This is a genomic window from Neisseria sp. P0024.S006, assembly GCF_051956595.1.
Taxonomy (GTDB): domain Bacteria; phylum Pseudomonadota; class Gammaproteobacteria; order Burkholderiales; family Neisseriaceae; genus Neisseria.
Genome location: NZ_JBQCXH010000001.1, coordinates 600,703 through 624,425 on the forward strand (window position 1 = coordinate 600,703; position 23,723 = coordinate 624,425).

Sequence of the window (23,723 nt, forward strand, 5' to 3'; positions counted from 1 at the left end):
AAAATTAAATCGTAATGATAAACGATATCATTATATACTTATTGCATTAATATATGAACTTTTTGTTATAGATTTTTTCTTATGTCCTGATTTTTAGATAAAAAAGGCCGTCTGAACGCAATGTTTCAGACGGCCTCAATTTAGGTATAACGCGATTAAGCGTTAGCTTCCTGTTGTTGTTGGTAGATGGCTTCGAAGTTGATCGGAGCGAGCAATACAGGTGGGAAGCCGGCGCGGGTTACGCTGTTGGAAATGGCTTCGCGTGCGTAAGGGAACAGGATGTTCGGACAAGCAACGCCCAACAGCAGTTGTACGTCTTCTTCAGGAATGTTTTCCAGACGGAAGATGCCGCTTTGGGTAACTTCGTTCAAGAACATGGTGCGCTCTTCGTTCAGTTTGGCAGTCACGGTCACGGTAACGTCAACGCTGTAGAAACCGTCTTCCAGTTTGGTGTTGCCGGTAGAAACGCGCATATCCACTTCAGGCTCGCCTTGCTCCAAGAAGATTTGTGGCGCGTGAGGCACTTCCAAAGACAAGTCTTTTACATACAGACGCTCAACGCTGAATACGGGTTGCAATTCTTCGCTCATTTTATTTTCCTAAGTTAAGGGTTAAGGATTCAGTAATTCGTCCAACTTGCCTTCCTGCTGCAAGCGGTACAAATCGGTAAAGCCACCGACATGGGTGTCGCCGATAAAAATCTGCGGCACGCTGCGCTGGCCGGAAAGCTGCTGCATTTCGGCAAAAATTTCCGGATTGCCGTCGATGCGGATTTCGTTGATTTCTTTCACGCCCACCGCCTGCAACAGCCTTTTCGCCATGGTGCAGTACGGACAATACGGACCGGTATAAACAGTAACGGTTTGCATGATTTCTTCCAAAATACCAATGTTCATGACTATATGGGCATAAGCGTTATTTTACAAGTGTTCCCGCCGTACGGTTGTAAAAAACATTCAGACGGCCTCTTGACTGTAAACATCTGCGCAGATGCGGAAAACCCATAATTAAAGTATGATAAGCGCTTTCGCTGAATGACTTTTGCCATTTGTTTTTTTGAAGAAGAACACTTCGCAAAAGTTTTTCTATTCAAAATCAGGTATCCCCATGCTTTCAGGAATCCCCATCCCCAAGGACGCCGTGCGTCCGCCCGAAACCGTCCTCGTCAACATCACGCCGCAAGAAACGCGTGTGGCCGTTTTGGAAGAGAACAATATCTGCGAGCTGCACATCGAGCGCAACAGCGGCCATAGCTTGGTCGGCAATATTTATTTGGGCGTCGTCAAACGCGTCCTCCCCGGCATGCAAAGCGCGTTCATCGATATCGGCTTGGAGCGCGCCGCGTTTCTGCACATCGTCGACGTCCTCGAACAACGCCGCAATCCGGACGAAACCCAACGCATCGAACACATGCTCTTTGAAGGCCAGTCCGTCTTGGTTCAAGTCATCAAAGACCCCATCAATACCAAAGGCGCGCGGCTTTCCACCCAAATCTCACTGGCCGGCCGTTTCCTCGTTCATCTTCCGCAAGAAGACCACATCGGCATTTCCCAACGCATTGAGGACGATGCCGAACGCAGCAGCCTGAGGGAGCGCCTCAACAACCTGCTGCCAGAAAACGCCTGCCACGGCTACATCATCCGCACCAACGCCGAAAACGCTTCCGATGCCCAGCTGCAATCAGACATCAACTATCTGACCAAAGTGTGGGAACACATTCAAAAACAGGCGAAAATCCAACCGCCCGAAACCCTGCTCTATCAAGATTTGCCATTGAGCCTGCGTGTTTTGCGCGATATGTTCAGCCTCGATACGCACAAAATCCTGGTCGACTCGACTGAAAACCACCGCCGCATGACCCAGTTTGCCGAACAATACGTTCAAGGCGCATTGGGCAGAATCGAGCTGTTCAAAGGCGAACGCCCCCTATTTGAAACCCACAACATCGAGCAGGAAATCGCCCGCGCCCTGCAACCGCGCGTCAACCTCAACTTCGGCAGCTACCTCATCATCGAGTCCACCGAAGCCATGACCACCATCGATGTCAACACCGGCGGCTTTGTCGGCGCGCGCAATTTTGATGAAACCATCTTCCGCACCAACCTCGAAGCCTGCCACACCATCGCCCGCGAACTTCGCCTGCGCAATCTCGGCGGCATCATCATCATCGACTTCATCGATATGGCACAGGAAGCCCACCGCGAAGCCGTCCTGCAAGAGCTTGCCAAAGCCCTCGCCTTCGACCGTACCCGCGTTACCCTCAACGGTTTCACCAGTTTGGGTTTGGTTGAGCTGACCCGCAAACGCTCGCGTGAAAACTTAAGCCAAATCCTCTGCGAACCCTGCCCTTCCTGCCAAGGCCGGGGCCGTCTGAAAACGCCGCAAACCGTGTGCTACGAAATCCAACGCGAAATCGTCCGCGAAGCGCGCCGCTACGATGTCCAAGCCTTCCGCATCTTGGCCGCTCCGAATGTCATCGACTTGTTCCTAGACGAAGAATCGCAATCGCTGGCGATGTTGATAGACTTTATCGGCAAACCGATTTCGCTGGCTGTCGAAACTGCCTACACGCAGGAACAATACGATATTGTGTTGCTGTAAAGATAAGGCCGTCTGAAAACTTTTCAGACGGCCTTCTTGTTTGAGCAAATAAAGATTACGGTTTCACTACTTTACCGTTGATTTTGACGGAAGTCAGTTTCAGGTTGTAGGTTTTGCCGTCATCGGTATAGCTGATTTGCGCAGGGATATTGTCAATATCGGAAGCAAACGAGTAAGTAACGGTATCGTCGCCGCGGCGGACGCGATATTTGCTCACAGGCGTTGTACCGCCGTTCAGTTTATAGCTTTCGTTGCCGATTTTGTTCATGCTGCCGACGGTGTACAGTTTTTTACCGTTGGTAATTTTCAAACCTGACGGCAGACGCACGTCATTGGCGGCCAGTTGCCATGCCAAAGTGAACAAGTCCATGGCCGGGCCGGATTTTTCGGTTTTCAAATCACCTGCTTTGCCGTAAGTGATGTTGCCGCCGGAGAATTTGGCCTCGGCATACACTTTGCCACCGCGTACATCTTTGTAGTAAGACGGATGCAAGGTTGTGCCGTTGATGCTGCCGCCGGATTCAAAGCGGATATTGTAAAGCGGTACTTTGATGGTAGAGACGATTTTGTATTGGTTGCCGCTGCGTGTGAAGGTCATGGTCGCAGGAATACCGTAGCTGCCTGAGTATTGTAAAACGGCAGATTGCGGCAATTCGGCGGCTTGCACGCCGACGGAGGCAGTGAGCAGGGAAAGTGTCAATAAGGTTGTTTTAATCGGATTCATGATGTTTTCCTTGTGTGTATGGTGTTTTAATTAAGCCAACAGGCTTTGACCGGCAGCATTGCGTTGTGCATTCAAAACGCGGTTGCCTTCGATTTTCAGACGGCCTGCAACAAAGTCGGCAACGGCTTGCGGGAACAGCTGGTGTTCAACCGCCAGCACGCGTGCGGCAACGTCGTCGGCGGTATCGCCATCCAAAATAGGAACAATGCCTTGTGAAATAATCGGGCCGCAATCCAGCTCGGGCGTTACGAAATGGATGGTACAGCCTGCCACTCGGCAACCTGCTTCCAATGCGCGTTCATGGGTATGCAAACCGGTGAAAGAAGGCAGAATGGACGGATGAATGTTGATCAGGCGGTTTTCATAATGTGCGCAGAACTCCGGAGTCAAAATGCGCATGAAGCCTGCCAATACGACCAAATCAGGCTGATAGGCATCGATTTTCTCCATCATGGCCTGATCAAATGCCAGACGCGAGTCGAAGTTTTTATGGTTCAAACTATCGGTGGCAATACCGTGCTCTGCCGCCCAGGCCAATCCGGCTGCGGTCTCGTTGTTACTCAATACGGCTGCAATGTTGGCATCAGGAATATCGGCATTCACAATCGCCTGCATATTGCTGCCGCGTCCAGAAATAAGGATGACGATATTTTTCATCATAATTCCTTGTTGGTTTGGAACAAAGGCCGTCTGAAACGGAATTTTTTCAGACGGCCTTTTATCCGTTGTTTAAGGGCGTAAGCCTTGATTCGGATTATTGAACTTTTTGTACGTCAACTTGTACTGGTTGTTGTGCGGCAGTGTCAGGCGCGCCGACTTTAACCAGTTTCACGTCGAATACCAAAGTGGCGTTCGGGCCGATTTTATCGCCGGCACCCACTTCGCGGTAAGCCAATTTAGCCGGGATGTAGAATGTTGCTTCACCGCCTTCTTTCAAGAGTTGGATACCTTCAGTCCAACCTGGAATCACTTGACTTACAGGGAAGCTGACTGGGCCGCCGTTGGCTTTGCTGCTGTCAAATACGGTACCATCAATCAGACGGCCTTCGTATTCAACGGTAACCATGTCGTCTTTAGTCGGTTTTTTACCTTCGCCTTCTTTGGTAATTTTGTATTGCAGACCGGAAGCGCTGGTTTTCACGCCTTCTTTAGTCGCGTTTTCTTTCAAGAACGCTTCGCCTTTTTCCAAGTTTACTTTGGCATCTTCAGCACGTTTGGCAGCCGCTTTTTCTTGTTGCTCTTGCAGGAATTTCATCATCACTTCCTGAGCTTGGGCTTCAGTCATTTTGACTTCTTTGCCTTCAAACATGGCTTCCATGGCTTCGGTGAAGACTTTCAAATCGATTTCTGTGCCTTGGTCTTTCATTTGTTTCAATGAACGGCCGATGTCCACACCCATTGCGTAGCTGGCTTGTTGGGCAGTAGAACCGATGGCGGAAGCATCTGCAGTCGCATTTGAAGCTGCGGAAGCAGCAGGAGCATCTTTGGCGGCAGTGTCTTTTTGTTGGTTGCAAGCAGTCATCGCCAACAGAGCAGACAAAGCCAATGCGCTGAATTTGAAAGTTTTGTTCATGATTATGTCTTTTCCGGAAAGGTCAAAAAAGGGGATTATAGCTGAGTTTGATTGAAATGGAATCAAAGTGGATTAAAATTTGTAAAGGCGCTTATCAAAAATATTAAGGCCGTCTGAAAACAGGTTTCAGACGGCCTAATCTTAGCTATCGGTCAAACGATTAATACCAGCCGCGCAGTTTCATTGCTTTTTCAACACGACGGATACTCATCATGTAAGAAGCGGTACGCAGGTCGACATCGTATTCTTGAGCCAAGTTCCAAATATCGCGGAACGCACGGCGCAGGACAACGGTTTCTTTCTCTTGAACTTCGTCAAACTCCCAGTAGTAGCCTTGCAGGTTTTGTACCCATTCAAAATAAGATACAACCACGCCGCCGCAGTTTGCCAAAATGTCAGGAACAACCAATACGCCGTTTTGACGCAGGATAACGTCGGCTTCAGGAGTAGTCGGGCCGTTTGCGCCTTCAACCACGATTTTCGCGCGGACTTTGCCTGCATTTTCGGAAGTCAATTGGTTTTCCAATGCACAAGGGGCGAGTACGTCCACATCCAAAGCCAGAAGTTCGGCATTGCTGATTTCTTTACCGTAACCGGCTTCGTTGGTGATGAAGCCTTTTTCTTGGTATTCTTTGAACAGCGCTTCCATATCCAAGCCGTTTTCGTTGTAGATGGCAACGTCAACAGTAGATACGGCAACGACTTTCGCACCGGATTTGTGTGCATAGTAACCGGTGTGGTAGCCCACGTTACCGAAACCTTGAATGGCGTAAGTGGCACCTTTCACGTCTTTGCCCAGTTTTTCCAAAGCTTGTACGGCGGCGAAGTTTACGCCGTAACCGGTGGCTTCGGTACGCGCCAAAGAGCCGCCGAACTCAACCGGTTTGCCGGTGAATACGCCCGGTGCAGAATGTTTTACCACGTTTTCATAGGCATCAACCATCCAAGACATGATTTTGCCGTTGGTGTTCACATCAGGGGCAGGAATGTCGATTTTCTCGCCGATCAGCGGAGAAATGGCTTCGGAATAAGCGCGGGCGATGCGTTCCAATTCTGCTTCGGAATAATTGCGCGGATCCAAAGTGATGCCGCCTTTGCCGCCGCCGTAAGGAATACCGGCTACGCAGCATTTGATGGTCATCCAAATAGACAGGGCTTTGACTTCGTCCAGATTCACATTGGGATGGAAGCGCACGCCGCCTTTGTAAGGGCCGACGGCGTTATTGTGTTGGGAACGGTAACCGGTGAAATTTTCTACTGTACCGTTGTCGAGTTTGACAGGGAAGTTCACTTCCAAAACACGTTGCGGCTTTTTCAAGATTTCAAATACTGCCGGGTCGGCATTCAGGCGATCGCAGGCAATTTTTACTTGTTTTTGTGCAATTTCAAACGGATTCAGTGTTTCTTTAACAGCAGATGCGGACATGTATTTTTCCTTTTCATACACATGATTAGACGAGAGCCATACTTGTTACTATATACAAAAACGGGAAAAAATGTAATAGCATGTAGTCAATAAAAAGCAAATCCATTCATTTATATATGAATTTAGTTTGAGGCCGTCTGAAAATATAGACGCCTTGACTCAAAATTTTCAGACGGCCCGGCCCCAATATTTCTCAAACCCTTTCCAAAAACGATACAAACTCTTTGTTTTTCAATACCTACCCAAGCTCCCTTTTTGTTGACAAAATCACTTCCACCCTTCCCGACAGACAACCAATCCTACGCCTGCAAAAATTGTTAACAATTTAAATAAGCAGCCATTGAAAAATCAGCAAAACATCGGCAAATCGGGGAAATAATGCTAAAATAACGCCTTAAATGATATGACAGAAAGCTATTTAATGACCGCTGCTACTTTAGAACACGTTCAAGCCGTTGCTTTTGATTTGGACGGTACTTTATGCGATTCCATTCCGGATTTGACCGCCGCCGCCCAAGCCATGTGCGAATACCTGGGTTTGCCTGTTTTACCCACTCAAACGGTTGAAAGTTATGTCGGCGACGGCATCGGCAAATTGGTTCATCGTGTCATCACCCATGATCGTGAAAAAGAAGCCGATCCTGAAATCTGGGAAAAAGGCTTTGTGTTCTTTATGAAATATTATCGCGAGCACTTGAGCGACTTTACCCGCCCCTACCCTGAAACCGAAGCCGGCCTCGGCCTGCTCAAATCCTTGGGCATCCCGCTGGTTGTCATTACTAACAAAAATGAAGTGCTGGCTGCCGAGCTGCTGAAACAGCTTAATCTCGACAGCTATTTCAGCCTGGTTCTCGGCGGCGACAGCCTGACAGAGAAAAAACCCAACCCATTGCCGCTTCAGCATGCGGCCGAAGTATTGGGCATCGATGTTGCCAATATGCTGATGGTGGGCGACTCTAAAAATGACATTCTTGCCGCCAAAGCGGCCGGTTGCTTCAGCATCGGCGTAACCTTCGGCTACGGTGACATGACTTTGCTCTCCCAAGACAAAGCAACCAAACCTGATTTGTTGATTCGCGCCCTGCCTGAAATCTACGAAAATCTGCAACCGCAAAAAAATAAAGACGAAGAATAATTCGGCTTTATTTTCAGACGGCCTTTTCGGCCATTTTCCCAATCAGGCCGTCTGAAAATGTAATTCAATGTAGTCACTTCACCTCCGCCACATCCCATGAGACCCCCTAAAACCTTACGTGCCCGCGCCTTGGATATTCTTTCCCGTCAAGAAGTCAGCCGCGTCGGTTTGAAACGCAAACTGGCCCCGCACGCTGAAAGCGAAGAAGAATTGGAAAAGGTTTTGGACGAATTTGCCGAACGAAATTGGCAATCCGACCAACGTTACGCTGAAGCCTATATTCACAGCAAGAGTAACCGTTACGGCACGCTTCGCCTCAAACAAGCCTTGGCTCAACAAGGTATTGATGCGGATGACTGTCGGGAATTACTACCCGACAGGGAGGACGAGCTGCAAACCGCCATTTCCGTTTTGCGTAAAAAATTCAAGCAAGAAGCTGAAGATTTGAAAGAAAAACAAAAACAAGCGCGTTTCCTTGCGTATCGCGGCTTTGGTGCAGACACCATTCAGACGGTCTTAAAAACCGCATGGAATGAAGAAGAAGACTTCTATCAATAATCATTCCTACTTGAATCTTTACGGCTATCGGCGTACCCTTACGCTTTCATTCAATAATCCAATCAGAGCTTCATCATGTCCGACAAACCACACGATACATCCAATCCCCTACTTGAAGACGAACGCAAAAACCCTGTTTACCGCTTGGGTCAGGCAGTGGCCGGATTCATGTTGCTGGTTTGGGCCGGCGTTTTGGTCTTAGTTTTTTTCTTGGTTTTCCGATTTTGGTTGAGTTAAATCCAACCTGAAGCATTATTTTTCTTCAAAACAAACTGAAAGAAGTTTGTTTGTACATACTCAAAAGGCCGTCTGAACATACTTTCAGACGGCCTTTTCTTACTTAGCACACTTATTACAGATTATCCTCGGATTACTTTGCGGATATTCGGATTGGCATGCATTTCATGAACAATCTGATTAACCTGATCCAAGTCCTTGACTTTAATTGTGAATTTAAATTCCACAAAGCCTTCCGTTCCTGCTTGCGCTTTGGTCGGCGTATCGACAGATTCGATGTCCGCACCCGAGTTGGAAATCGCTTGCGCCATTGAAGCCAACAAGCCATGGGCATCTTCAGATTTGACGTTGAGGATGGTGCGATACGTTTGATTACGCATACTGTCCCAACCGGCATCCAACTGCTCTTCCGGATCGGCTTTGACTAAAGTTTGGCAGGTATCACGGTGAATAATCATGCCCTTGTCTTTGACCAATAAGGCGCGAATCGGATCGCCTGGAATCGGATGGCAACATTCGGCAAAATGAATCCGACCGGTCTCTTGATCGTTGACTTTAATCGGGCTGAGTTTGACCTCACTGCCGAAATGTTGGCCAGCCAACTCGGCAATATGCATGGCAACATGTATCGGCAAAGTATGCCCCATACCGACATTGTAGAGGACCTCTTCAAACGAGGTTTGTTTGGTATTCAAATCGGCAAGGTATTTTTCTTTGAGGTCGTCTGAAAGCAAAACATCTTTAGGCAGCAGGCTGGATAAAGCTTTTTGCAGCAGGTTTTCACCCAAAACAACGGCATCGTGACGATTCAGATTTTTAACGTATTGGCGGATGGCGCTGCGCGCACGACTGGAAACGGCAAAATTCAACCATGCCACATTGGGCTTGGCATGTTCGGAAGTAATGATTTCGACCGTATCGCCGGTTTTCAGCTTGGTGCGCAACGGCATCATGACATTGTTAATGCGCGCGGCAACGGTTTTATGACCGATATTGGTGTGCACGGCATAGGCAAAGTCAATCGGCGTTGCACCCTTAGGCAAGGTCAAAATATCACCTTTCGGAGTAACGATATAGACTTCGTTGGGGAACAAATCGACTTTGACATGTTCCAGAAACTCGATGGCATTTGAGCTGCTGGCTTGCAGGTCAAGAATATTTTTCAACCATCGGTTCATATGGAGGACGGCCTGATCCGGAGTGTTTTCACCGGATTTGTAAATCCAATGGCCGGCAATACCGCCCTCGGCTACGGCATCCATTTCACGCGTACGGATTTGCACTTCGATCGGCAAACCGTAAGGACCGACCAAGGTCGTGTGCAGGCTTTGATAACCGTTGCTTTTCGGAATGGCGATATAGTCTTTGAAACGGCCGGGCTTGGGTTGGTATAAATTATGCAATGCACCCAATGCGGCATAACAGGCAGGAATGCTGTTGACGATGACCCGAAAGCCGTAAATATCCATTACTTCGGCAAAACGCAGTTTTTTAGCCAGCATTTTTTGATGAATGCTGTATAGGTTTTTCTCGCGGCCTTTGATTTTGGCTTCAATATTGACACCGACCAAACGCTGACTGAATGCACGCAGCACTTTGCCGACAACATCGCGACGGTTTTTGCGGCTGTTGTCCATGGCTTTTTTCAGGGTTTCGTAGCGGCTTGGGTGAAGGTTTTGGAACGATAAGTCTTGAAGCTCTTGATACGCGTTGTTCAGACCGATGCGGTTGGCGATTTGAGCATAAATTTCAAGGGTTTCTTTGGCGATGCGGCGGCGCTTGTCCGGACGCATAGAGCCGAGCGTGCGCATATTGTGCAATCGGTCGGCCAGTTTGACGACGATGACGCGCACGTCTTTAGTCATGGCGAGGATCAGTTTGCGGAAACTTTCCGCCTGATGCTCGGCATGATCTTCAAATTTGAGTTTTTCCAGTTTGGAGAGGCCGTCTACCATTTCGGCAATGGTATCGCCGAATTCCGCCGCCATTTCGACTTTGGTTACGCCCGTGTCTTCCAATACATCGTGCATAACGCCTGCGCAAAGGCCCTGAACATCCATGTGCCAAATCGCAAGCTGCGTGGCAACGGCAAGGGGATGGGTGATGTAGGGTTCGCCGCTCTTACGGGTTTGTCCGTCATGGGCATGAAAAGCGTAGGCAATGGCTTTTTCAAGCTCGGCCTGTTCATTCTCATTGAGATAGGATGCGGTGCGAAACAGAAGATCGCGCGCTTCTGCTGTCAACGGGTCATAAGGAGCGGTAGGCAGTGGGGCTGGCATTTTCAGACGGCCTTTTATGGCTATTTTTTTAAGCCGTCAGACTGTATCGGTTGTTATATTGCACCGATACAGTCCGCACGGCGGTTTTATCAGTTTGCCGGTTGGTTTATTTGTTGCGTGTCAAAAGCTCGGTTCCAATTTGTCCGGCTGCGATTTCACGCAGGGCGGTTACGGTTGGTTTGTTGTTGCGGATGTCGTCAACCAAAGGCGTGTTGCCGTTTTCCAGTTGGCGTGCGCGACGGGCGGCAACGAGTGTGAGGTCGAAGTGGTTAGGGATTTTACCTGTGCAGTCTTCAGTAGTAATACGGGCCATGTTTGCTTGCTTTCTTTCTATGTTTCAAATAAACGGTTATTTTCGCTGTTTTTTACGAATTTTCCAACAGGTTTGAGATAAATCCCTGCTGGGCGGATTTTTTCAGACGGCCTGCTTTAATGATGTGGAACAAATCGGCTTCGGCACGATCCAAATCGTCATTCACGACGACGTAATCAAATAAAACGGATTGTTCAATCTCGTGACGGGCTTTGGACAGGCGTGTTTGAATGACTTCTTCGCTATCCGTACCACGGCCGATCAAACGTTGCGCCAATACCTCAAAGGAAGGCGGCAGAATGAAAATACTGCTGGCTTCAGGCAACGATTTACGCACTTGCGCCGCACCTTGCACATCGATTTCCAAAATCACATCATAGCCCTCTTCGCTCAACGAATTTACGCCGGCGATGCTGGTGCCGTAATAGTTGCCGAACACATTGGCGTGTTCCAAAAAGGCTCTTTGCTCAATCAGTGATTCAAATTCGTCTTTGGGGACAAAGTGGTAATGCACGCCATGCACCTCTCCTTCGCGCGGCTGGCGCGTGGTGTGAGAAACGGAAACACGGATATCGTCATGATTTTTCAACAGGCGCGACACCAAAGTCGTTTTGCCTGTGCCCGAAGCGGCAGAAATGATGAAAATATTGCCTTTTTTGTGATTTTGCATGGTAATTCAGCCGATGGTATGTATCTGTAAATTATAACACAACACAATGTTTCTCGGAATTTCAGACGGCTAGTTGCAAAATTTGGCTATTGTATCGATTAATTTGGCAAGTTTGCATATGACCGCTACAATGGCGTGTTAAAAACTTTTTGATTTCGGAATGTCGAAATGTTGATTCATCCTGAAGTAATGGGCGTAGAAGCTTTGGCGGACAAAATCCGTAAAATTGAAAACTGGCCGCAAAAAGGGATTTTGTTTCATGACATTACTCCCGTTTTGCAAAGCGCAGAATATTTCCGCCTGCTGGTTGATTTACTGGTTTACCGCTATATGGGGCAAAAAGTTGACGTTGTGGCAGGCTTGGACGCACGCGGTTTCATCATTGGCGCGGCTTTGGCCTATCAGCTGAATGTCGGCTTCGTTCCCATTCGTAAAAAAGGCAAACTGCCGTTTGATACGGTTTCTCAAAGTTACGCTTTGGAATATGGCGAAGCAACGGTAGAAATCCATACTGATGCCATCAAGCCGGGCGCACGCGTTTTGTTGGTAGATGATTTGGTGGCGACCGGCGGCACCATGCTGGCAGGTGTCGAGCTGATCCGAAAACTGGGCGGCGAAGTAATCGAAACGGCTGCTATTTTGGAGTTTACCGACTTGGACGGCGGCAAAAAAATCCGCGAAAGCGGCGCGCCGTTATTTACCCTATGCCAAAACAAAGGCTGTATGTAATAAAAAAACCGCAAGCCGATCAGCCTGCGGTTTTTTATTGTCAAAATTATTCGAGAACGTATCCGTCTGTATCCCAAAAGGTTTTTTTCACCAACTGGTCGTCTTTATAAACCAACTCGGATTTCTTCGCACCATCATCATACCAATCCAAAATAATGCCGCTGCGCTTGCCGTTGCGAATACTCAATTCAGACACAATGCGGCCATTTTCATCCCAACTGATAATCTCCGTCGGTTTATCATTGCTCATCATCATTTCGGTTTTCGGGCTGCCGTCTGAATACCATTGTTTCCAATGACCGTTGGCCTTATCGTGCTTGAATTGGATTTCGCTTTCTTTGACGCCGTTGCGGTAATAACGAGAGCCTATGCCCTCGCTTAAGCCGTTTTGATAAGGCATGACCGCAGATTTTTTGCCGTTTAGATACCAGTTAATCCACTCGCCGTGCGGCTTGCCGTTGCGATAGCTGCCAACCATCTTTTTCTGCCCGTTAAAATGCCACAGAGTCAGCGTGCCATTGTCCAGAGCCGGCACAAAAACCTTAATCTGACCAGCAGGTATCTCGTACGGATCAGAATATTTTTTCATTGATGGATAGTAAAAATCCTGAACCTGCGCCTTGCCTGCCGCAATTTTGTATTGGCGGACATAAGCAACCGAAGGCATGGTTGCCGTCAGTTTACCGTTTTGATTGAAATAAACGGTATATTGCTGGGCAAAAGCGACAACGGGCGTACTGAATAAAACAGCAGCCAACAGGCCTGATTTTAAACAATTATTCATAATATTGGGTTTGGCAGTATATGTTCTACAAAAAGTCAGTAATAAAAATCTACCGGCATTTGAATCTATGACAAATATTATAAGCCATAGTTTCAAACCCTGCTTGGATTTCACAACCGACATATCATAGGCGTTTGTATTTTCTTAAAACATTAAAGACATTACAAAATAGAGGCCGTCTGAATTTTTTTCAGACGGCCTCTATTTCAATTACATTAAAACAATTTATTCTTCACCCAATAATTGCTCGCGGGTTAATAAGAATACAAACCCGTCGCCACCGCTGGTTTCCAACCAAGTAAACGGCAATTCCGGATAAGCAGCTTCCAATACTTCGCGGTTGTGGCCGATTTCAACCAGCAATACACCTTTCGGATTCAAATATTTCGCAGCCTGCAAAATGATTTGGCGTGTAGCGTCCAAACCATCTTCTCCGCTACCCAAAGCTAATTCCGGCTCATGTAGGTATTCATCAGGCAACGCTTCCACAGATTCTGCATCAACATAAGGCGGATTGGAAACAATTAAGTCGTAGGTTTCATCCAAACCTTCAAACAAATCGGTATGCACCAAGCTGATACGGTCTTCCAAGCCATAATCTTCAATATTGATCGCGGCCACTTCCAGCGCATCCAAGCTCAAATCTACGGCATCGATTTGTGCATCAGGATAGTGGTGCGCCATTTGAATGGCCAAACAGCCGCTACCGGTACACAAATCCAAAGCTCGATGCACCAACTCATCATGTTCAATCCAAGGACGGATACCGTCGCCAAGCAATTCATAAATAAAAGAACGAGGCACGATGACGCGCTCATCGACATAAAAATCAAACTCGCCCTGCCATGCTTGATGTGTCAGATACGCGGCAGGAATATGCTCCACTGCGCGGCGTTCGAGAATGGACAATACCTCTTCTTTCTCACTTTGCAACAATTTGGCATCCAAATAAGGCTCCAATATATCCAAAGGCAGATTCAAAGTGTGCAAAATTAGATAGGCTGCCTCGTCATGGGCATTATCGCTTCCGTGTCCGAAAAACAGTCCGGCATCGTTAAAACGGCTGACGGCGAAACGCAATAAATCGCGAACAGTGGTCAGCTCTTGAGCAGCTTGCTTAAACATAATGTTTTGTCTTGTCGATTTAAGAATATTGAAATTATAACAGAAAGGCCGTCTGAAAACTTTTCAGACGGCCTTCGATTTAATTCAGCTTAAGATTATTTATCGCGGCTGAATACGATTTTGGTAGCTTGGATAGCAACGCAGACAGCACCACCGATAAAGATCAAGTCAGCAGCGGTACGAACCCAACGCAGGGTATCCAGAATTTCCATTTGCAGGAATTCTTCGCTACGGGCATACCACAGACCGTGAGTGATAGAAGCATAAGCTTGAATCACGCCAACCGGCAACAGGCTGATGGCAATCATACCCACCAGACCGCCGTTCAGCAGCCAGAATGCCCAAGTCATCAGTTTGTCGTCAAATTGAGCATTAGGTTTCAGGTAACGTGCAACCAGCAATACGAAGCCCAGAGCCAAGAAACCATACACACCAAACAGAGCCGCGTGAGCGTGAACTGCAGTAGTGTTCAGACCTTGGATGTAGAACAGGGAAATCGGCGGGTTAATCAGGAAGCCGAATACGCCGGCACCGATCATGTTCCAGAAGGCAACTGCTACGAAGCACATCAGAGGCCAACGCAGACGTTTCGCCCAATCGGACAGATGTTGGTAAGACCAGTGTTCGTAAGCTTCACGACCCAGCAGAACCAAAGGTACAACTTCCAAAGCGGAGAAACATGCACCGATTGCCATAGAAGCAGAGGTAGAGCCGGAGAAGTACAAGTGGTGCAATGTACCTGGAATACCACCCAACATGAAGATGGCAGCAGCAGCCAAAGTAGAAGCAGTAGCAGTACTACGGCGGACAAAGCCCATGTTGTAGAAGATGAATGCGAAGGCGGCAGTAGCGAACACTTCGAAGAAACCTTCTACCCACAGGTGAACCACCCACCAACGCCAGTATTCCATCACAGCGATTGGAGATTTTTCACCGTAGAACAGGCCAGGAGCATAGAACACACCCACACCGACCATAGAAGCTACGAAGATAGCCAACAGGTTTTTGTCTGTACCTTTTTCTTTAAAGGCAGAGACAGTACAACGCAGCATCAGGAACAGCCACAACAGCAAGCCGACCATCAGCAACAGTTGCCAGAAGCGACCCAGATCCAAGTATTCGTAACCTTGGTGACCGAACCAGAAGTTCAGCTCAGGCGGAATGATGTGGGTCAAAGCAAAGAAGTTACCTGCATAAGAACCGCCGACTACGATGAACAGGGCGATGTACAGGAAGTTCACACCGGCACGTTGGAATTTAGGATCTTTACCGCCGTTCACAATCGGAGCCAAGAACAGACCTGCTGTCAGGAAGCCGGTTGCAATCCAGAAAATAGCGGATTGGATGTGCCAAGTACGGGTCAACGCATATGGGAACCAGTCGGCCATTTCAAAGCCCAGTGCGGTATCGATACCGTAGAAGCCTTGACCTTCGACAGTATAGTGAGCAGTCAAACCACCCAACAGTACTTGTACGACAAACAGCGCAACAGTCAGGAATACATATTTGCCCAACGCTTTTTGAGAAGGAGTCAGTTGTACTTTGGAAATAGGATCCTCAGTAGGTACTTCAACCTCTTCGTGTTTGGTCAAGAAAGAGTAACCCCACATCAGCAAGCCGATACCCATCAGCAACAATACCACGCTGGTGAAGGACCACATGTAGTTTTCAGTAGTCGGTACGTTGTTGATCAAAGGCTCGTGCGGCCAGTTGTTGGTGTAAGTGAAGTTCTCGTCAGGACGGTTGGTCGAAGCAGACCAAGAAGTCCAGAAGAAGAAGTTGAACAGTTTTTCACGCGCTTCTTGGCTTGGCAATGTGTTGTTTTTCATTGCAAAGTGTTCGCGAGTGGTTTGGAACTTAGGATCGTCGCTGTACACGCCGTGGTAGTAAGGCAGAATGCTTTCAATCGCTTTCACGCGGGTATCGCTGATAACGACAGAACCGTCTTCCTTAATACGGCTTTGGTTACGGTATTCGTCAGCCAAACGGGTTTTCAGAACAGCTTGTTCCTCAGGAGAAACTTCGTCAAATTTTTTGCCGTAAGTTTCTTGCGCAGTCAGATCCAACCATGCAACCAGCTCGCGGTGCAGCCAGTCGGCAGTCCAGTCCGGAGCTTGGTATGCACCGTGACCCAATACAGAGCCAACTTCCATACCGCCGGTAGTTTGCCATGCAGATTGACCTGCCAAAATATCGTCTTTGGTCATCAGGACTTTGCCGGATGCAGAAACGACTTGTTCAGGGTATGGCGGAGCCTTTTTATAGACCTCGCTACCCATATAACCAAGAATGGTAAAGCATACTGCCAGTACGGCAAACAGCAAGTACCAAAGCTTCTTGTACTGTCCCATTTTGAGTACTCCTTGATTTTGGTAAAAAGTGGTTGGGTATTAATTCATCAAATATGAATGTTAAAGATTGTATCACGGTTTTAAAAGTAAAGAAATATTTTGTCAATAATATTCCTTTAAAACCATTAACTTACATGATATTGATTCCTATTATCTTGTATAACTCCTCCTTTGTTATATTTTGTGTTAAGCCCACACTAACATTTTCACACAAAAATAAACTTTTCGGTTTAGTTTTTTATACTACTAAAGGAGTATTTAAGGATTAAAAGATTCATATTCATTGAACAATTTGATTTATGTCAAAATACACCCAAACAAGCGCCTACATAATCATACAAAATTTCAAACCATCCTATCAGGATACTTAACTTTTCTTACAATAAGGAAACTTTAAACATGAAACGCCAAACCTTAGCTGCACTTATCGCTTCTGTATTTGCACTGGCCGCATGCGGCGAACAAGCTGCTAAACCAGCTGAAACTCCGGCTGCCACCGCTTCTGCCGAAGCTCCTGCTGCTGCTTCTGACTCACAAGCTGCTGCCGAGACTCCTTCTTCAGAATTGCCTGTAGTCGATGCCATCATGACTCACGCTCCGGAAGTTCCACCTGCAATCGATCGCGATCATCCGGCTAAAGTACGCGTTAAAATGGAAACCGTCGAAAAAACCATGACCATGGAAGACGGTGTTGAATACCACTACTGGACATTCAACGGCGACGTTCCGGGTCAAATGATCCGTGTACGCGAAGGCGATACCGTAGAAGTAGAATTCTCTAACAATCCTTCTTCTACCGTTCCTCACAACGTTGACTTCCACGCTGCTACCGGTCAAGGCGGTGGTGCAGAAGCTTCCTTCACTGCCCCAGGCCACACTTCTACTTTCAGCTTTAAAGCTCTGCAAGCCGGTTTGTACATTTACCACTGTGCCGTTGCTCCTGTAGGTATGCACATCGCCAACGGTATGTACGGTTTGATCTTGGTTGAACCTAAAGAAGGTCTGCCTAAAGTGGACAAAGAGTTCTACATCGTACAAGGCGACTTCTATACTAAAGGTAAAAAAGGTGCTCAAGGCCTGCAACCTTTCGATATGGACAAAGCAATTGCCGAACAACCTGAATACGTTGTATTCAACGGCCACGTGGGCTCTATCGCCGGCGACAATGCCCTGAAAGCTAAAGCTGGTGAAACTGTTCGTATGTACGTTGGTAACGGTGGTCCTAACTTGGTATCTTCTTTCCACGTTATCGGCGAAATCTTCGACAAAGTATATGTTGAAGGTGGTAAACTGATTAACGAAAACGTACAAAGCACTGTGATTCCTGCTGGTGGCGCCGCCATGATCGAATTCAAAGTCGATATTCCAGGCAGCTACACTATAGTTGACCACTCTATCTTCCGTGCGTTCAACAAAGGTGCTTTGGGTCAATTGAAAGTTGAGGGTAACGAAAACCCTGAAATCATGACCAAAAAACTGAGCGACACCGTTTACCAACCTGCCGGTGCTGCCGCTTCTGCCCCAGCCGCTGCGTCTGCCGCACCTGCTGCTTCTGAAGCCGCTAAATAATCCCTCGGTTTAATACGCCAAGCCACTGCTACTCTTCTCTTAGAGTCGCAGTGGCTTCCATCACAATTAATCTTCCTATTCAATCAGACAGATTAATTTTTCAGACGGCCTTGTTATGATTAGGCTATCTTAAAAATAAATTTTCTGTTTTCAAACGATAATAAGGGCGTACCATGAAACTCATACGACTCCTCCTCTTAGGCAGTGCCTTAATCTGCGGCAATACATTTGCAGCCGAAATGGTAAAAATCGAAGGAGGCAGCTATCGTCCTCTCTATCTCAAAAAAGAGACTTCCCTTATTAAAGTCAAGCCCTTCCAACTTGACAAATATCCTGTAACCAATGCCGAATTCGCCGAATTTTTGAAAACACATCCACAATGGCAAAAAGACAAAATCAGCTCTAAACAAGCTGAAAAAGCTTACCTGAAACATTGGGTAAAAAACGGCAGCAACAGTTATGCGCCTAAGGCCAGCGAACTCAAACATCCGGTAACCAATGTTTCATGGTTTGCCGCCAATGCCTACTGCGTTTCCAAAGGCAAACGCCTGCCGACTATTGACGAATGGGAATTTGCAGGCTTAGCCTCTGCCACTCAAAAAGACGGCTCTGCCGAACCCGGCTACAACCGTACCATCTTAGATTGGTATGCAGACGGCGGCCGCAACGGCCTGCACGACATCGGTAAAAACAAACCCAACTACTGGGGCGTATACGATATGCACGGCCTGATTTGGGAATGGACTGAAGACTTCAACAGCAGCCAACTCTCAGCCGGTTCGTCCAACACCCAAATGTTCTGTAGCGGCGCATCCGTAGGCTCAAGCGACCCATCCAACTATGCTGCTTTCTTGCGCTACGGCATCCGTACCAGCCTGCAATCCAAATATGTTTTAAATAACTTAGGCTTCCGCTGCGCAAGCAAATAAAGTTTAGTTTTATCACCAAAGCAGCTTTGGCGGTACTGGAAGGTATCGCCGCTTTTTTTGGCCGTCTGAAAAGATGTGGCACACAAAGACAAATTGTGGCATAATCCGCCCGTCTTTATAAAAAGGCACTTAGGAGTTTGCTTAGGTCGTTTGGCTTGGCAAACTTGTCCGAACCTGAAAAGGTTCTTTTATTTTCGGAGTTATCCATCATGGCATTGACCGTAGAACAAAAAGCACAAATTGTTAAAGATTTCCAACGCAAAGAAGGCGATACCGGTTCTTCTGAAGTACAAGTCGCTCTGTTGACTTTCCGCATCAACGACCTGACTCCTCACTTCAAAGCCAACCCTAAAGACCACCACAGCCGTCGCGGCCTGTTGAAAATGGTTAGCCAACGTCGTCGCCTGCTGTCTTACCTGCGCCGTACTCAGCCTGATACTTACCGTTCACTGATTACCCGCCTGGGTCTGCGTAAATAATTTATGCTTAAAATCAACACCGCCTTTGGGCGGTGTTTTTATTCACATGCCCATGCCGTCTGAAACATAGGCTCACCCTGTGTTATACTTCCACACGCTTAAGCAGCAAGGCTTAAACTCCCAATCATTCCTTAAAGCTCCCATCAAAGCGAGAATCTGAATTGTCTGTTCATTCGATGTTGCACTCAGGAAAATTTTGGCTGAAAACCCTGGTTTTCAGCATTACCGCGCTTTTATGCCTCGCGGCGGTATTGAGTGCCTTAATGTTCCGCATATTCAACACAGAAAACATCAACGCATTCATACAAAAAAACTTTTCCGCCCATGGCTGCCAAATCAAATACAACACCACTATCGGCAGAAAATGGCTGCCGCGCCCCACGCTGATTTTAAAAGACCTCAGCCTTTCCTCTTCCGAACCTGACACGCCAACGCTGAACATCGCCGAATCCAAAATGGGCTTTGGCTGGAGCAGCCTATGGTCGGATGCGCCCATACTTGAAAAATGGATTCTTTTAAACCCGACACTGACACTGGACTCAAAACACCATCTGCCCGCCTGCCTGCAACAAGACCCATCGTCAAAAGAAAGTTTTCAGCTCAACCGCATCATCATCAATAACGGCAGCATCCGTTATCACACTAAAGAGCAAAATATTGCCTTAAACAATCTGCAATTTTCCCTGCAGCAAGCCGATTCAGACGGCCGCCCCTTCGACATCAGCGGCACACTGCAAAACATTGGCAATCCTATCAGTTGGCAGGGTGCAGGCTATCTGGTACCCAACAATGCCGGTTGGAGTGTTCCCGCCCTTAAGCTGAACCTGCAAACCGTATTATTCAAAAACAAGCTGGATGCCCAAATCGCAGGCAGCCTTAATTGGCAAAACCAAACCGCCCTACTCCGCGACTTCAATCTGCAAGCCGAAAGCGGCTTTCAAAACTTGCATATCAACGCACGTTCGCCCCTATTGCAATTCAAAAACGGCTATTTACACCTCAACACACTCAACGGCGCATTGACCGCCGGCAGCGAAAACAACCAATGGGACGGCTCATTCAAACTGGACAAAGCCAACCTCTACGCAACCGTTTTGACCGCCGCCAATTTTGAACTCAAAGGCAGCCATAAAAACGACCGCCTCCAAACCAACTTTACCTTTTCCAGCCCGTTGGTTTGGCAAAAAGGCAAAGGCATCGATGCGCCCAAACTGCACCTCAGTACCCTGCAAGACACCATCAACCGCCTTCCCCGTCCACGCTTCATCAGCACACTCGAAGGGCAGGCCAACTTCAGCCTGAATACATGGGAAGGCCGTCTGAAAGGCGCATTTGACAGACAAGCCCTCGCCTTAGCCTTTAAATACCAACGCGATGCCCAACCGCGCCCGCACCTTGACGCCGGTATCGCCTTACAAAAACTCAATCTGACCCCTTACTTAGAAGACCTGAAAACCCAACCGTCACTCAGTCTTCCTTCCCTGCTGGCCAAATCCTGGCTGCCCGACATTGAGGCCAACCTTCAAATCGGCAGCATTCAAACTGCCGGCCTGCAACTTGAAAACGTCGAATCCCTGCTTACTGCAGATAAAGAACATATCGCCCTGCACCGTTTCAAAGCCGGGCTTTATGGCGGCAAAACAGAAGGCGGACTGAGTATTGCGGCGACCCAACCTGCTTCCTATCACCTTCAGCAAAACGCAAAAGACATACAAATTCAGCCGCTGCTACAAGACCTGTTCGGTTTCCACAGTTTCAGTGGTAGCGGCGACGCCGTTATCGACATTCAAACTTCCGGCAACGACCGCGCCCAAATGATACAAGCCCTAAACGGCAGCCTGCTCCTCGATATTACCAACGGCGCATGGCACGGCATCGATATGGACAGCATTCTGAAAAACGGCATCTCTTCGGAAAAAATCGATAACAGCAACCTCAAAACCCCTTTCCATCATTTCATCCTCAATAGTGAAATCGAGAAAGGCATCAGCCATCATATCAACACCGAACTGTTTTCCGACAGCCTGCACGTTGTCAGCAGCGGCTATACCGATTTGAATACCCAAAAGTTGTCCGAAAACCTGCTTATCAGCAACGTACTGCAACCCAAAAACAAACCGATTCCCCTCAAAATCGGCGGAACCGTACAAAACCCTTCCATTACCCTTGATTACAGCCGCTTGACCAATGGCTTGAACACACCGGCAGAAAAACAAAAAGCCCTGCAAGAAACCATACAAGAACAATGGAAGTGGCTCAAACCGCGCTAGGTTTTCAAATCAAAGGCCGTCTGAAACCCAAAAAGTTTCAGACGGCCTTTTAACAGATGTGTTGTCAGAATAAGATGTTTACTTAGGAATAACCATATACACAATCAGTGCAACAATGACGGCAGACCATACGGTTAACATTATCAAGCCTTCTTTGGAGAGTTTTCTTTTGCTCCAATCGAGCCTCAATATTTCTACCGTACCTTCAAACATTGCCCCAATCATTTCCATCACGATTTGAAGTATAAATTCCAATAGAAATGACATCTACAAACCCAAACGCTCCCAAATCTCATCAATCTTGGCCGTAACGTCAGGGTCTTTTTTGATCACCCGTCCCCATTCGCGGTTGGTTTCGCCCGGCCACTTGTTGGTTGCATCCAAACCCATTTTGCCGCCGAGTCCGCTGACAGGGCTGGCGAAATCCAGATAGTCGATAGGCGTATTTTCCATCAAAACAGTGTCGCGTACGGGATCCATGCGCGTGGTGACTGCCCAGATGACTTCTTTCCAGTCGCGCACATTCACATCGTCATCCACCACGATGATGAATTTGGTGTACATAAACTGGCGCAGGAACGACCAGCAGCCCATCATCACGCGCTTGGCGTGTCCGGCGTACTGTTTTTTCATGCTGACCACCGCCATGCGGTAGGAGCAGCCTTCGGGCGGCAGGTAGAAATCGGTGATTTCGGGGAACTGCTTTTGCAAAAGCGGCACGAACACTTCGTTCAACGCCACGCCCAAAACAGCGGGCTCATCGGGCGGTTTGCCCGTGTAGGTGGAATGGTAAATCGGGTTTTCGCGCATGGTGATGCGTTCGACCGTAAACACGGGGAAATGATCCTGCTCGTTGTAATAGCCCGTGTGGTCGCCGTACGGGCCTTCCAGCGCGGTTTCGTTCGGATGAATCACGCCTTCCAATACGATTTCGGCACGGGCAGGCACTTGCAAATCGTTGCCGATACATTTCACCAGTTCCGTCCGCGAACCACGCAGCAGTCCGGCAAACTGGTATTCGCTCAAGGTATCGGGAACAGGCGTTACCGCACCCAAAATGGTGGCAGGGTCGCAACCGAGCACGACAGCGACGGGATACGGCGTATCGGGATTGAGTTTGCGGAATTCCTGATAATCCAGCGCGCCGCCGCGGTGCGACAGCCAGCGCATAATCAGCTTGTTTTTGCCGATTAACTGCTGACGGTAAATGCCCAAGTTCTGGCGTTTTTTGTGCGGCCCGCGCGTAACGGTCAAACCCCATGTGACCAGCGGCGCAACGTCTTCCGGCCAGCAATGCTGAATCGGAAGTTTATATAAATCAACGTCTTCACCTTCCCACACGATTTCCTGACACGGCGCGTTTTTTACCACGTTCGGCGCCATGCTCCAAATATCTTTCAGCAACGGCAGTTTGGAAAACGCGTCTTTAATGCCTTTGGGCGGTTCGGGTTCTTTCAGATATGCCAAAGTTTTACCGATTTCACGCAACTTGGACACGCTGTCCGCGCCCATGCCCAGCGCCACGCGTTCGGGCGTGCCAAACAGATTCGCCAACACGGGATAATCGTAGCGCGTACCGTCGGGCTTAATCGGGTTTTCAAACAACAGCGCGGGCCCCTCGGCGCGCAGCACGCGGTCGGCGATTTCGGTCATTTCCAAATGCGGCGACACCGGATGCTGAATGCGCTTGAGTTTGCCATCGGCTTCCAATCCGGCGATAAATTCTCGCAAATCTCTGTATTTCATGTTGATCCTTATTTGAGGCCGTCTAAAACCAAATTTGGGATTTCAGACGGCCTGAATCATATATTTATTGCAATATGGCTTTTGGGCATTCGCTGTTTTCAGCAAAAACCAATATTTACCATATGGGTTGTGAATACGGAACTTCCAGCCCTTGTAGCAGAAATCTATCCACATTTCACCTGTAATCGTATCAGACACGAAGGCAGTAGACATTCCGCTGAAGTG

At 48.0% G+C, this 23,723-nt stretch carries 22 protein-coding genes; 9 read left to right on the forward strand and 13 right to left on the reverse strand.

Annotated features, from left to right (window positions below; genetic code table 11):
* Positions 1 to 155: 155 nt before the first annotated feature.
* Both secB and grxC read right to left on the reverse strand, forming a co-directional pair.
* Positions 156 to 590 (reverse strand): protein-export chaperone SecB, encoded by a 435-nt coding sequence (gene secB, locus ACTHUF_RS02895; protein WP_003745844.1) that lies wholly within the window; start codon positions 588 to 590, stop codon positions 156 to 158.
* Positions 591 to 611: 21 nt separating this feature from the next.
* A complete protein-coding gene (grxC, locus tag ACTHUF_RS02900; RefSeq protein WP_222570596.1) occupies positions 612 to 869 on the reverse strand; it encodes a glutaredoxin 3 in 258 nt (85 codons plus the stop codon).
* A 238-nt stretch (positions 870 to 1,107) separates the two neighbouring features.
* Here grxC and ACTHUF_RS02905 point away from each other — a divergent pair, with 238 nt between their 5' ends.
* Positions 1,108 to 2,601, forward strand: coding sequence for an Rne/Rng family ribonuclease (locus ACTHUF_RS02905; RefSeq protein ID WP_039861979.1), 1,494 nt, complete (start codon positions 1,108 to 1,110; stop codon positions 2,599 to 2,601).
* 55 nt (positions 2,602 to 2,656) lie between these two features.
* Here ACTHUF_RS02905 and ACTHUF_RS02910 read toward each other — a convergent pair whose 3' ends face one another.
* The 4 genes from ACTHUF_RS02910 to ACTHUF_RS02925 form a co-directional block, all read right to left on the reverse strand.
* Complete coding sequence (locus ACTHUF_RS02910) at positions 2,657 to 3,325, reverse strand: DUF3108 domain-containing protein (RefSeq protein ID WP_440406990.1); 669 nt, start codon at positions 3,323 to 3,325, stop codon at positions 2,657 to 2,659.
* A gap of 30 nt (positions 3,326 to 3,355) precedes the next feature.
* Positions 3,356 to 3,982: a phosphoribosylglycinamide formyltransferase gene (gene purN, locus ACTHUF_RS02915; protein ID WP_315094006.1), complete on the reverse strand. Its 627-nt coding sequence runs from the start codon at positions 3,980 to 3,982 to the stop codon at positions 3,356 to 3,358.
* Positions 3,983 to 4,079: 97 nt separating this feature from the next.
* Positions 4,080 to 4,898, reverse strand: coding sequence for an FKBP-type peptidyl-prolyl cis-trans isomerase (locus ACTHUF_RS02920; protein ID WP_315093870.1), 819 nt, complete (start codon positions 4,896 to 4,898; stop codon positions 4,080 to 4,082).
* A 160-nt stretch (positions 4,899 to 5,058) separates the two neighbouring features.
* Positions 5,059 to 6,324, reverse strand: a complete 1,266-nt coding sequence (locus tag ACTHUF_RS02925; protein WP_003745834.1) for a Glu/Leu/Phe/Val family dehydrogenase — start codon at positions 6,322 to 6,324, stop codon at positions 5,059 to 5,061.
* Positions 6,325 to 6,745: 421 nt separating this feature from the next.
* Here ACTHUF_RS02925 and ACTHUF_RS02930 point away from each other — a divergent pair, with 421 nt between their 5' ends.
* The 3 genes from ACTHUF_RS02930 (at position 6,746) to ACTHUF_RS02940 (ending at position 8,254) form a co-directional block, all read left to right on the forward strand.
* Positions 6,746 to 7,459: a phosphoglycolate phosphatase gene (locus tag ACTHUF_RS02930; protein WP_315093868.1), complete on the forward strand. Its 714-nt coding sequence runs from the start codon at positions 6,746 to 6,748 to the stop codon at positions 7,457 to 7,459.
* A 96-nt stretch (positions 7,460 to 7,555) separates the two neighbouring features.
* Positions 7,556 to 8,017: a recombination regulator RecX gene (recX, locus tag ACTHUF_RS02935; protein ID WP_315093866.1), complete on the forward strand. Its 462-nt coding sequence runs from the start codon at positions 7,556 to 7,558 to the stop codon at positions 8,015 to 8,017.
* 75 nt (positions 8,018 to 8,092) lie between these two features.
* Positions 8,093 to 8,254 (forward strand): hypothetical protein, encoded by a 162-nt coding sequence (locus ACTHUF_RS02940; protein WP_003745829.1) that lies wholly within the window; start codon positions 8,093 to 8,095, stop codon positions 8,252 to 8,254.
* Positions 8,255 to 8,376: 122 nt separating this feature from the next.
* Here the strand turns inward: ACTHUF_RS02940 and ACTHUF_RS02945 are convergent, their stop codons facing one another.
* The 3 genes from ACTHUF_RS02945 to gmk all read right to left on the reverse strand — a co-directional run bounded on the left by ACTHUF_RS02945 (position 8,377) and on the right by gmk (position 11,516).
* Entirely contained in the window at positions 8,377 to 10,533 is a 2,157-nt protein-coding gene (locus ACTHUF_RS02945) for a RelA/SpoT family protein (RefSeq protein WP_440406993.1), read from the reverse strand.
* Positions 10,534 to 10,639: 106 nt separating this feature from the next.
* Positions 10,640 to 10,846 (reverse strand): DNA-directed RNA polymerase subunit omega, encoded by a 207-nt coding sequence (rpoZ, locus tag ACTHUF_RS02950; RefSeq protein ID WP_003682294.1) that lies wholly within the window; start codon positions 10,844 to 10,846, stop codon positions 10,640 to 10,642.
* A 52-nt stretch (positions 10,847 to 10,898) separates the two neighbouring features.
* Positions 10,899 to 11,516: a guanylate kinase gene (gmk, locus tag ACTHUF_RS02955; protein ID WP_003745825.1), complete on the reverse strand. Its 618-nt coding sequence runs from the start codon at positions 11,514 to 11,516 to the stop codon at positions 10,899 to 10,901.
* A 168-nt stretch (positions 11,517 to 11,684) separates the two neighbouring features.
* On the opposite strand from gmk, the gene ACTHUF_RS02960 reads away from it, so the two are divergent.
* Positions 11,685 to 12,245, forward strand: coding sequence for an adenine phosphoribosyltransferase (locus ACTHUF_RS02960; RefSeq protein ID WP_003745823.1), 561 nt, complete (start codon positions 11,685 to 11,687; stop codon positions 12,243 to 12,245).
* Between the two features lie 46 nt (positions 12,246 to 12,291).
* Here ACTHUF_RS02960 and ACTHUF_RS02965 read toward each other — a convergent pair whose 3' ends face one another.
* From ACTHUF_RS02965 to ACTHUF_RS02975, 3 genes are all read right to left on the reverse strand, one after another.
* On the reverse strand, positions 12,292 to 13,029 hold the full coding sequence (locus ACTHUF_RS02965; RefSeq protein WP_440406995.1) for a toxin-antitoxin system YwqK family antitoxin: 738 nt from the start codon (positions 13,027 to 13,029) through the stop codon (positions 12,292 to 12,294).
* Between the two features lie 225 nt (positions 13,030 to 13,254).
* A complete protein-coding gene (prmB, locus tag ACTHUF_RS02970; RefSeq protein WP_440406997.1) occupies positions 13,255 to 14,154 on the reverse strand; it encodes a 50S ribosomal protein L3 N(5)-glutamine methyltransferase in 900 nt (299 codons plus the stop codon).
* A 95-nt stretch (positions 14,155 to 14,249) separates the two neighbouring features.
* Positions 14,250 to 16,505: a nitric-oxide reductase large subunit gene (locus ACTHUF_RS02975; protein ID WP_003745817.1), complete on the reverse strand. Its 2,256-nt coding sequence runs from the start codon at positions 16,503 to 16,505 to the stop codon at positions 14,250 to 14,252.
* Between the two features lie 399 nt (positions 16,506 to 16,904).
* On the opposite strand from ACTHUF_RS02975, the gene nirK reads away from it, so the two are divergent.
* The 4 genes from nirK to ACTHUF_RS02995 all read left to right on the forward strand — a co-directional run bounded on the left by nirK (position 16,905) and on the right by ACTHUF_RS02995 (position 21,752).
* Positions 16,905 to 18,074 (forward strand): copper-containing nitrite reductase, encoded by a 1,170-nt coding sequence (gene nirK / locus ACTHUF_RS02980; protein WP_004519389.1) that lies wholly within the window; start codon positions 16,905 to 16,907, stop codon positions 18,072 to 18,074.
* 173 nt (positions 18,075 to 18,247) lie between these two features.
* Positions 18,248 to 19,003: a formylglycine-generating enzyme family protein gene (locus ACTHUF_RS02985; RefSeq protein WP_003745813.1), complete on the forward strand. Its 756-nt coding sequence runs from the start codon at positions 18,248 to 18,250 to the stop codon at positions 19,001 to 19,003.
* Positions 19,004 to 19,212: 209 nt separating this feature from the next.
* The gene (gene rpsO, locus ACTHUF_RS02990) at positions 19,213 to 19,482 is read left to right on the forward strand and encodes a 30S ribosomal protein S15 (RefSeq protein WP_036491726.1); all 270 of its coding nucleotides are present in this window, start codon (positions 19,213 to 19,215) and stop codon (positions 19,480 to 19,482) included.
* 176 nt (positions 19,483 to 19,658) lie between these two features.
* Entirely contained in the window at positions 19,659 to 21,752 is a 2,094-nt protein-coding gene (locus tag ACTHUF_RS02995; protein WP_315094004.1) for an AsmA family protein, read from the forward strand.
* Positions 21,753 to 22,019: 267 nt separating this feature from the next.
* Here the strand turns inward: ACTHUF_RS02995 and ubiD are convergent, their stop codons facing one another.
* Positions 22,020 to 23,498, reverse strand: coding sequence for a 4-hydroxy-3-polyprenylbenzoate decarboxylase (gene ubiD / locus ACTHUF_RS03000; RefSeq protein WP_315093852.1), 1,479 nt, complete (start codon positions 23,496 to 23,498; stop codon positions 22,020 to 22,022).
* Between the last annotated feature and the right edge of the window lie 225 nt (positions 23,499 to 23,723).

What these genes read in the sequence shown, in the direction of transcription:
- secB (WP_003745844.1), bottom strand. Translation starts at nt 590, where the DNA reads ATGAGCGAAGAATTGCAACCCGTATTCAGCGTTGAGCGTCTGTATGTA.
- grxC (WP_222570596.1), bottom strand. Translation starts at nt 869, where the DNA reads ATGCAAACCGTTACTGTTTATACCGGTCCGTATTGTCCGTACTGCACC.
- ACTHUF_RS02905 (WP_039861979.1), top strand. Translation starts at nt 1,108, where the DNA reads ATGCTTTCAGGAATCCCCATCCCCAAGGACGCCGTGCGTCCGCCCGAA.
- ACTHUF_RS02910 (WP_440406990.1), bottom strand. Translation starts at nt 3,325, where the DNA reads ATGAATCCGATTAAAACAACCTTATTGACACTTTCCCTGCTCACTGCC.
- purN (WP_315094006.1), bottom strand. Translation starts at nt 3,982, where the DNA reads ATGAAAAATATCGTCATCCTTATTTCTGGACGCGGCAGCAATATGCAG.
- ACTHUF_RS02920 (WP_315093870.1), bottom strand. Translation starts at nt 4,898, where the DNA reads ATGAACAAAACTTTCAAATTCAGCGCATTGGCTTTGTCTGCTCTGTTG.
- ACTHUF_RS02925 (WP_003745834.1), bottom strand. Translation starts at nt 6,324, where the DNA reads ATGTCCGCATCTGCTGTTAAAGAAACACTGAATCCGTTTGAAATTGCA.
- ACTHUF_RS02930 (WP_315093868.1), top strand. Translation starts at nt 6,746, where the DNA reads ATGACCGCTGCTACTTTAGAACACGTTCAAGCCGTTGCTTTTGATTTG.
- recX (WP_315093866.1), top strand. Translation starts at nt 7,556, where the DNA reads ATGAGACCCCCTAAAACCTTACGTGCCCGCGCCTTGGATATTCTTTCC.
- ACTHUF_RS02940 (WP_003745829.1), top strand. Translation starts at nt 8,093, where the DNA reads ATGTCCGACAAACCACACGATACATCCAATCCCCTACTTGAAGACGAA.
- ACTHUF_RS02945 (WP_440406993.1), bottom strand. Translation starts at nt 10,533, where the DNA reads ATGCCAGCCCCACTGCCTACCGCTCCTTATGACCCGTTGACAGCAGAA.
- rpoZ (WP_003682294.1), bottom strand. Translation starts at nt 10,846, where the DNA reads ATGGCCCGTATTACTACTGAAGACTGCACAGGTAAAATCCCTAACCAC.
- gmk (WP_003745825.1), bottom strand. Translation starts at nt 11,516, where the DNA reads ATGCAAAATCACAAAAAAGGCAATATTTTCATCATTTCTGCCGCTTCG.
- ACTHUF_RS02960 (WP_003745823.1), top strand. Translation starts at nt 11,685, where the DNA reads ATGTTGATTCATCCTGAAGTAATGGGCGTAGAAGCTTTGGCGGACAAA.
- ACTHUF_RS02965 (WP_440406995.1), bottom strand. Translation starts at nt 13,029, where the DNA reads ATGAATAATTGTTTAAAATCAGGCCTGTTGGCTGCTGTTTTATTCAGT.
- prmB (WP_440406997.1), bottom strand. Translation starts at nt 14,154, where the DNA reads ATGTTTAAGCAAGCTGCTCAAGAGCTGACCACTGTTCGCGATTTATTG.
- ACTHUF_RS02975 (WP_003745817.1), bottom strand. Translation starts at nt 16,505, where the DNA reads ATGGGACAGTACAAGAAGCTTTGGTACTTGCTGTTTGCCGTACTGGCA.
- nirK (WP_004519389.1), top strand. Translation starts at nt 16,905, where the DNA reads ATGAAACGCCAAACCTTAGCTGCACTTATCGCTTCTGTATTTGCACTG.
- ACTHUF_RS02985 (WP_003745813.1), top strand. Translation starts at nt 18,248, where the DNA reads ATGAAACTCATACGACTCCTCCTCTTAGGCAGTGCCTTAATCTGCGGC.
- rpsO (WP_036491726.1), top strand. Translation starts at nt 19,213, where the DNA reads ATGGCATTGACCGTAGAACAAAAAGCACAAATTGTTAAAGATTTCCAA.
- ACTHUF_RS02995 (WP_315094004.1), top strand. Translation starts at nt 19,659, where the DNA reads ATGTTGCACTCAGGAAAATTTTGGCTGAAAACCCTGGTTTTCAGCATT.
- ubiD (WP_315093852.1), bottom strand. Translation starts at nt 23,498, where the DNA reads ATGAAATACAGAGATTTGCGAGAATTTATCGCCGGATTGGAAGCCGAT.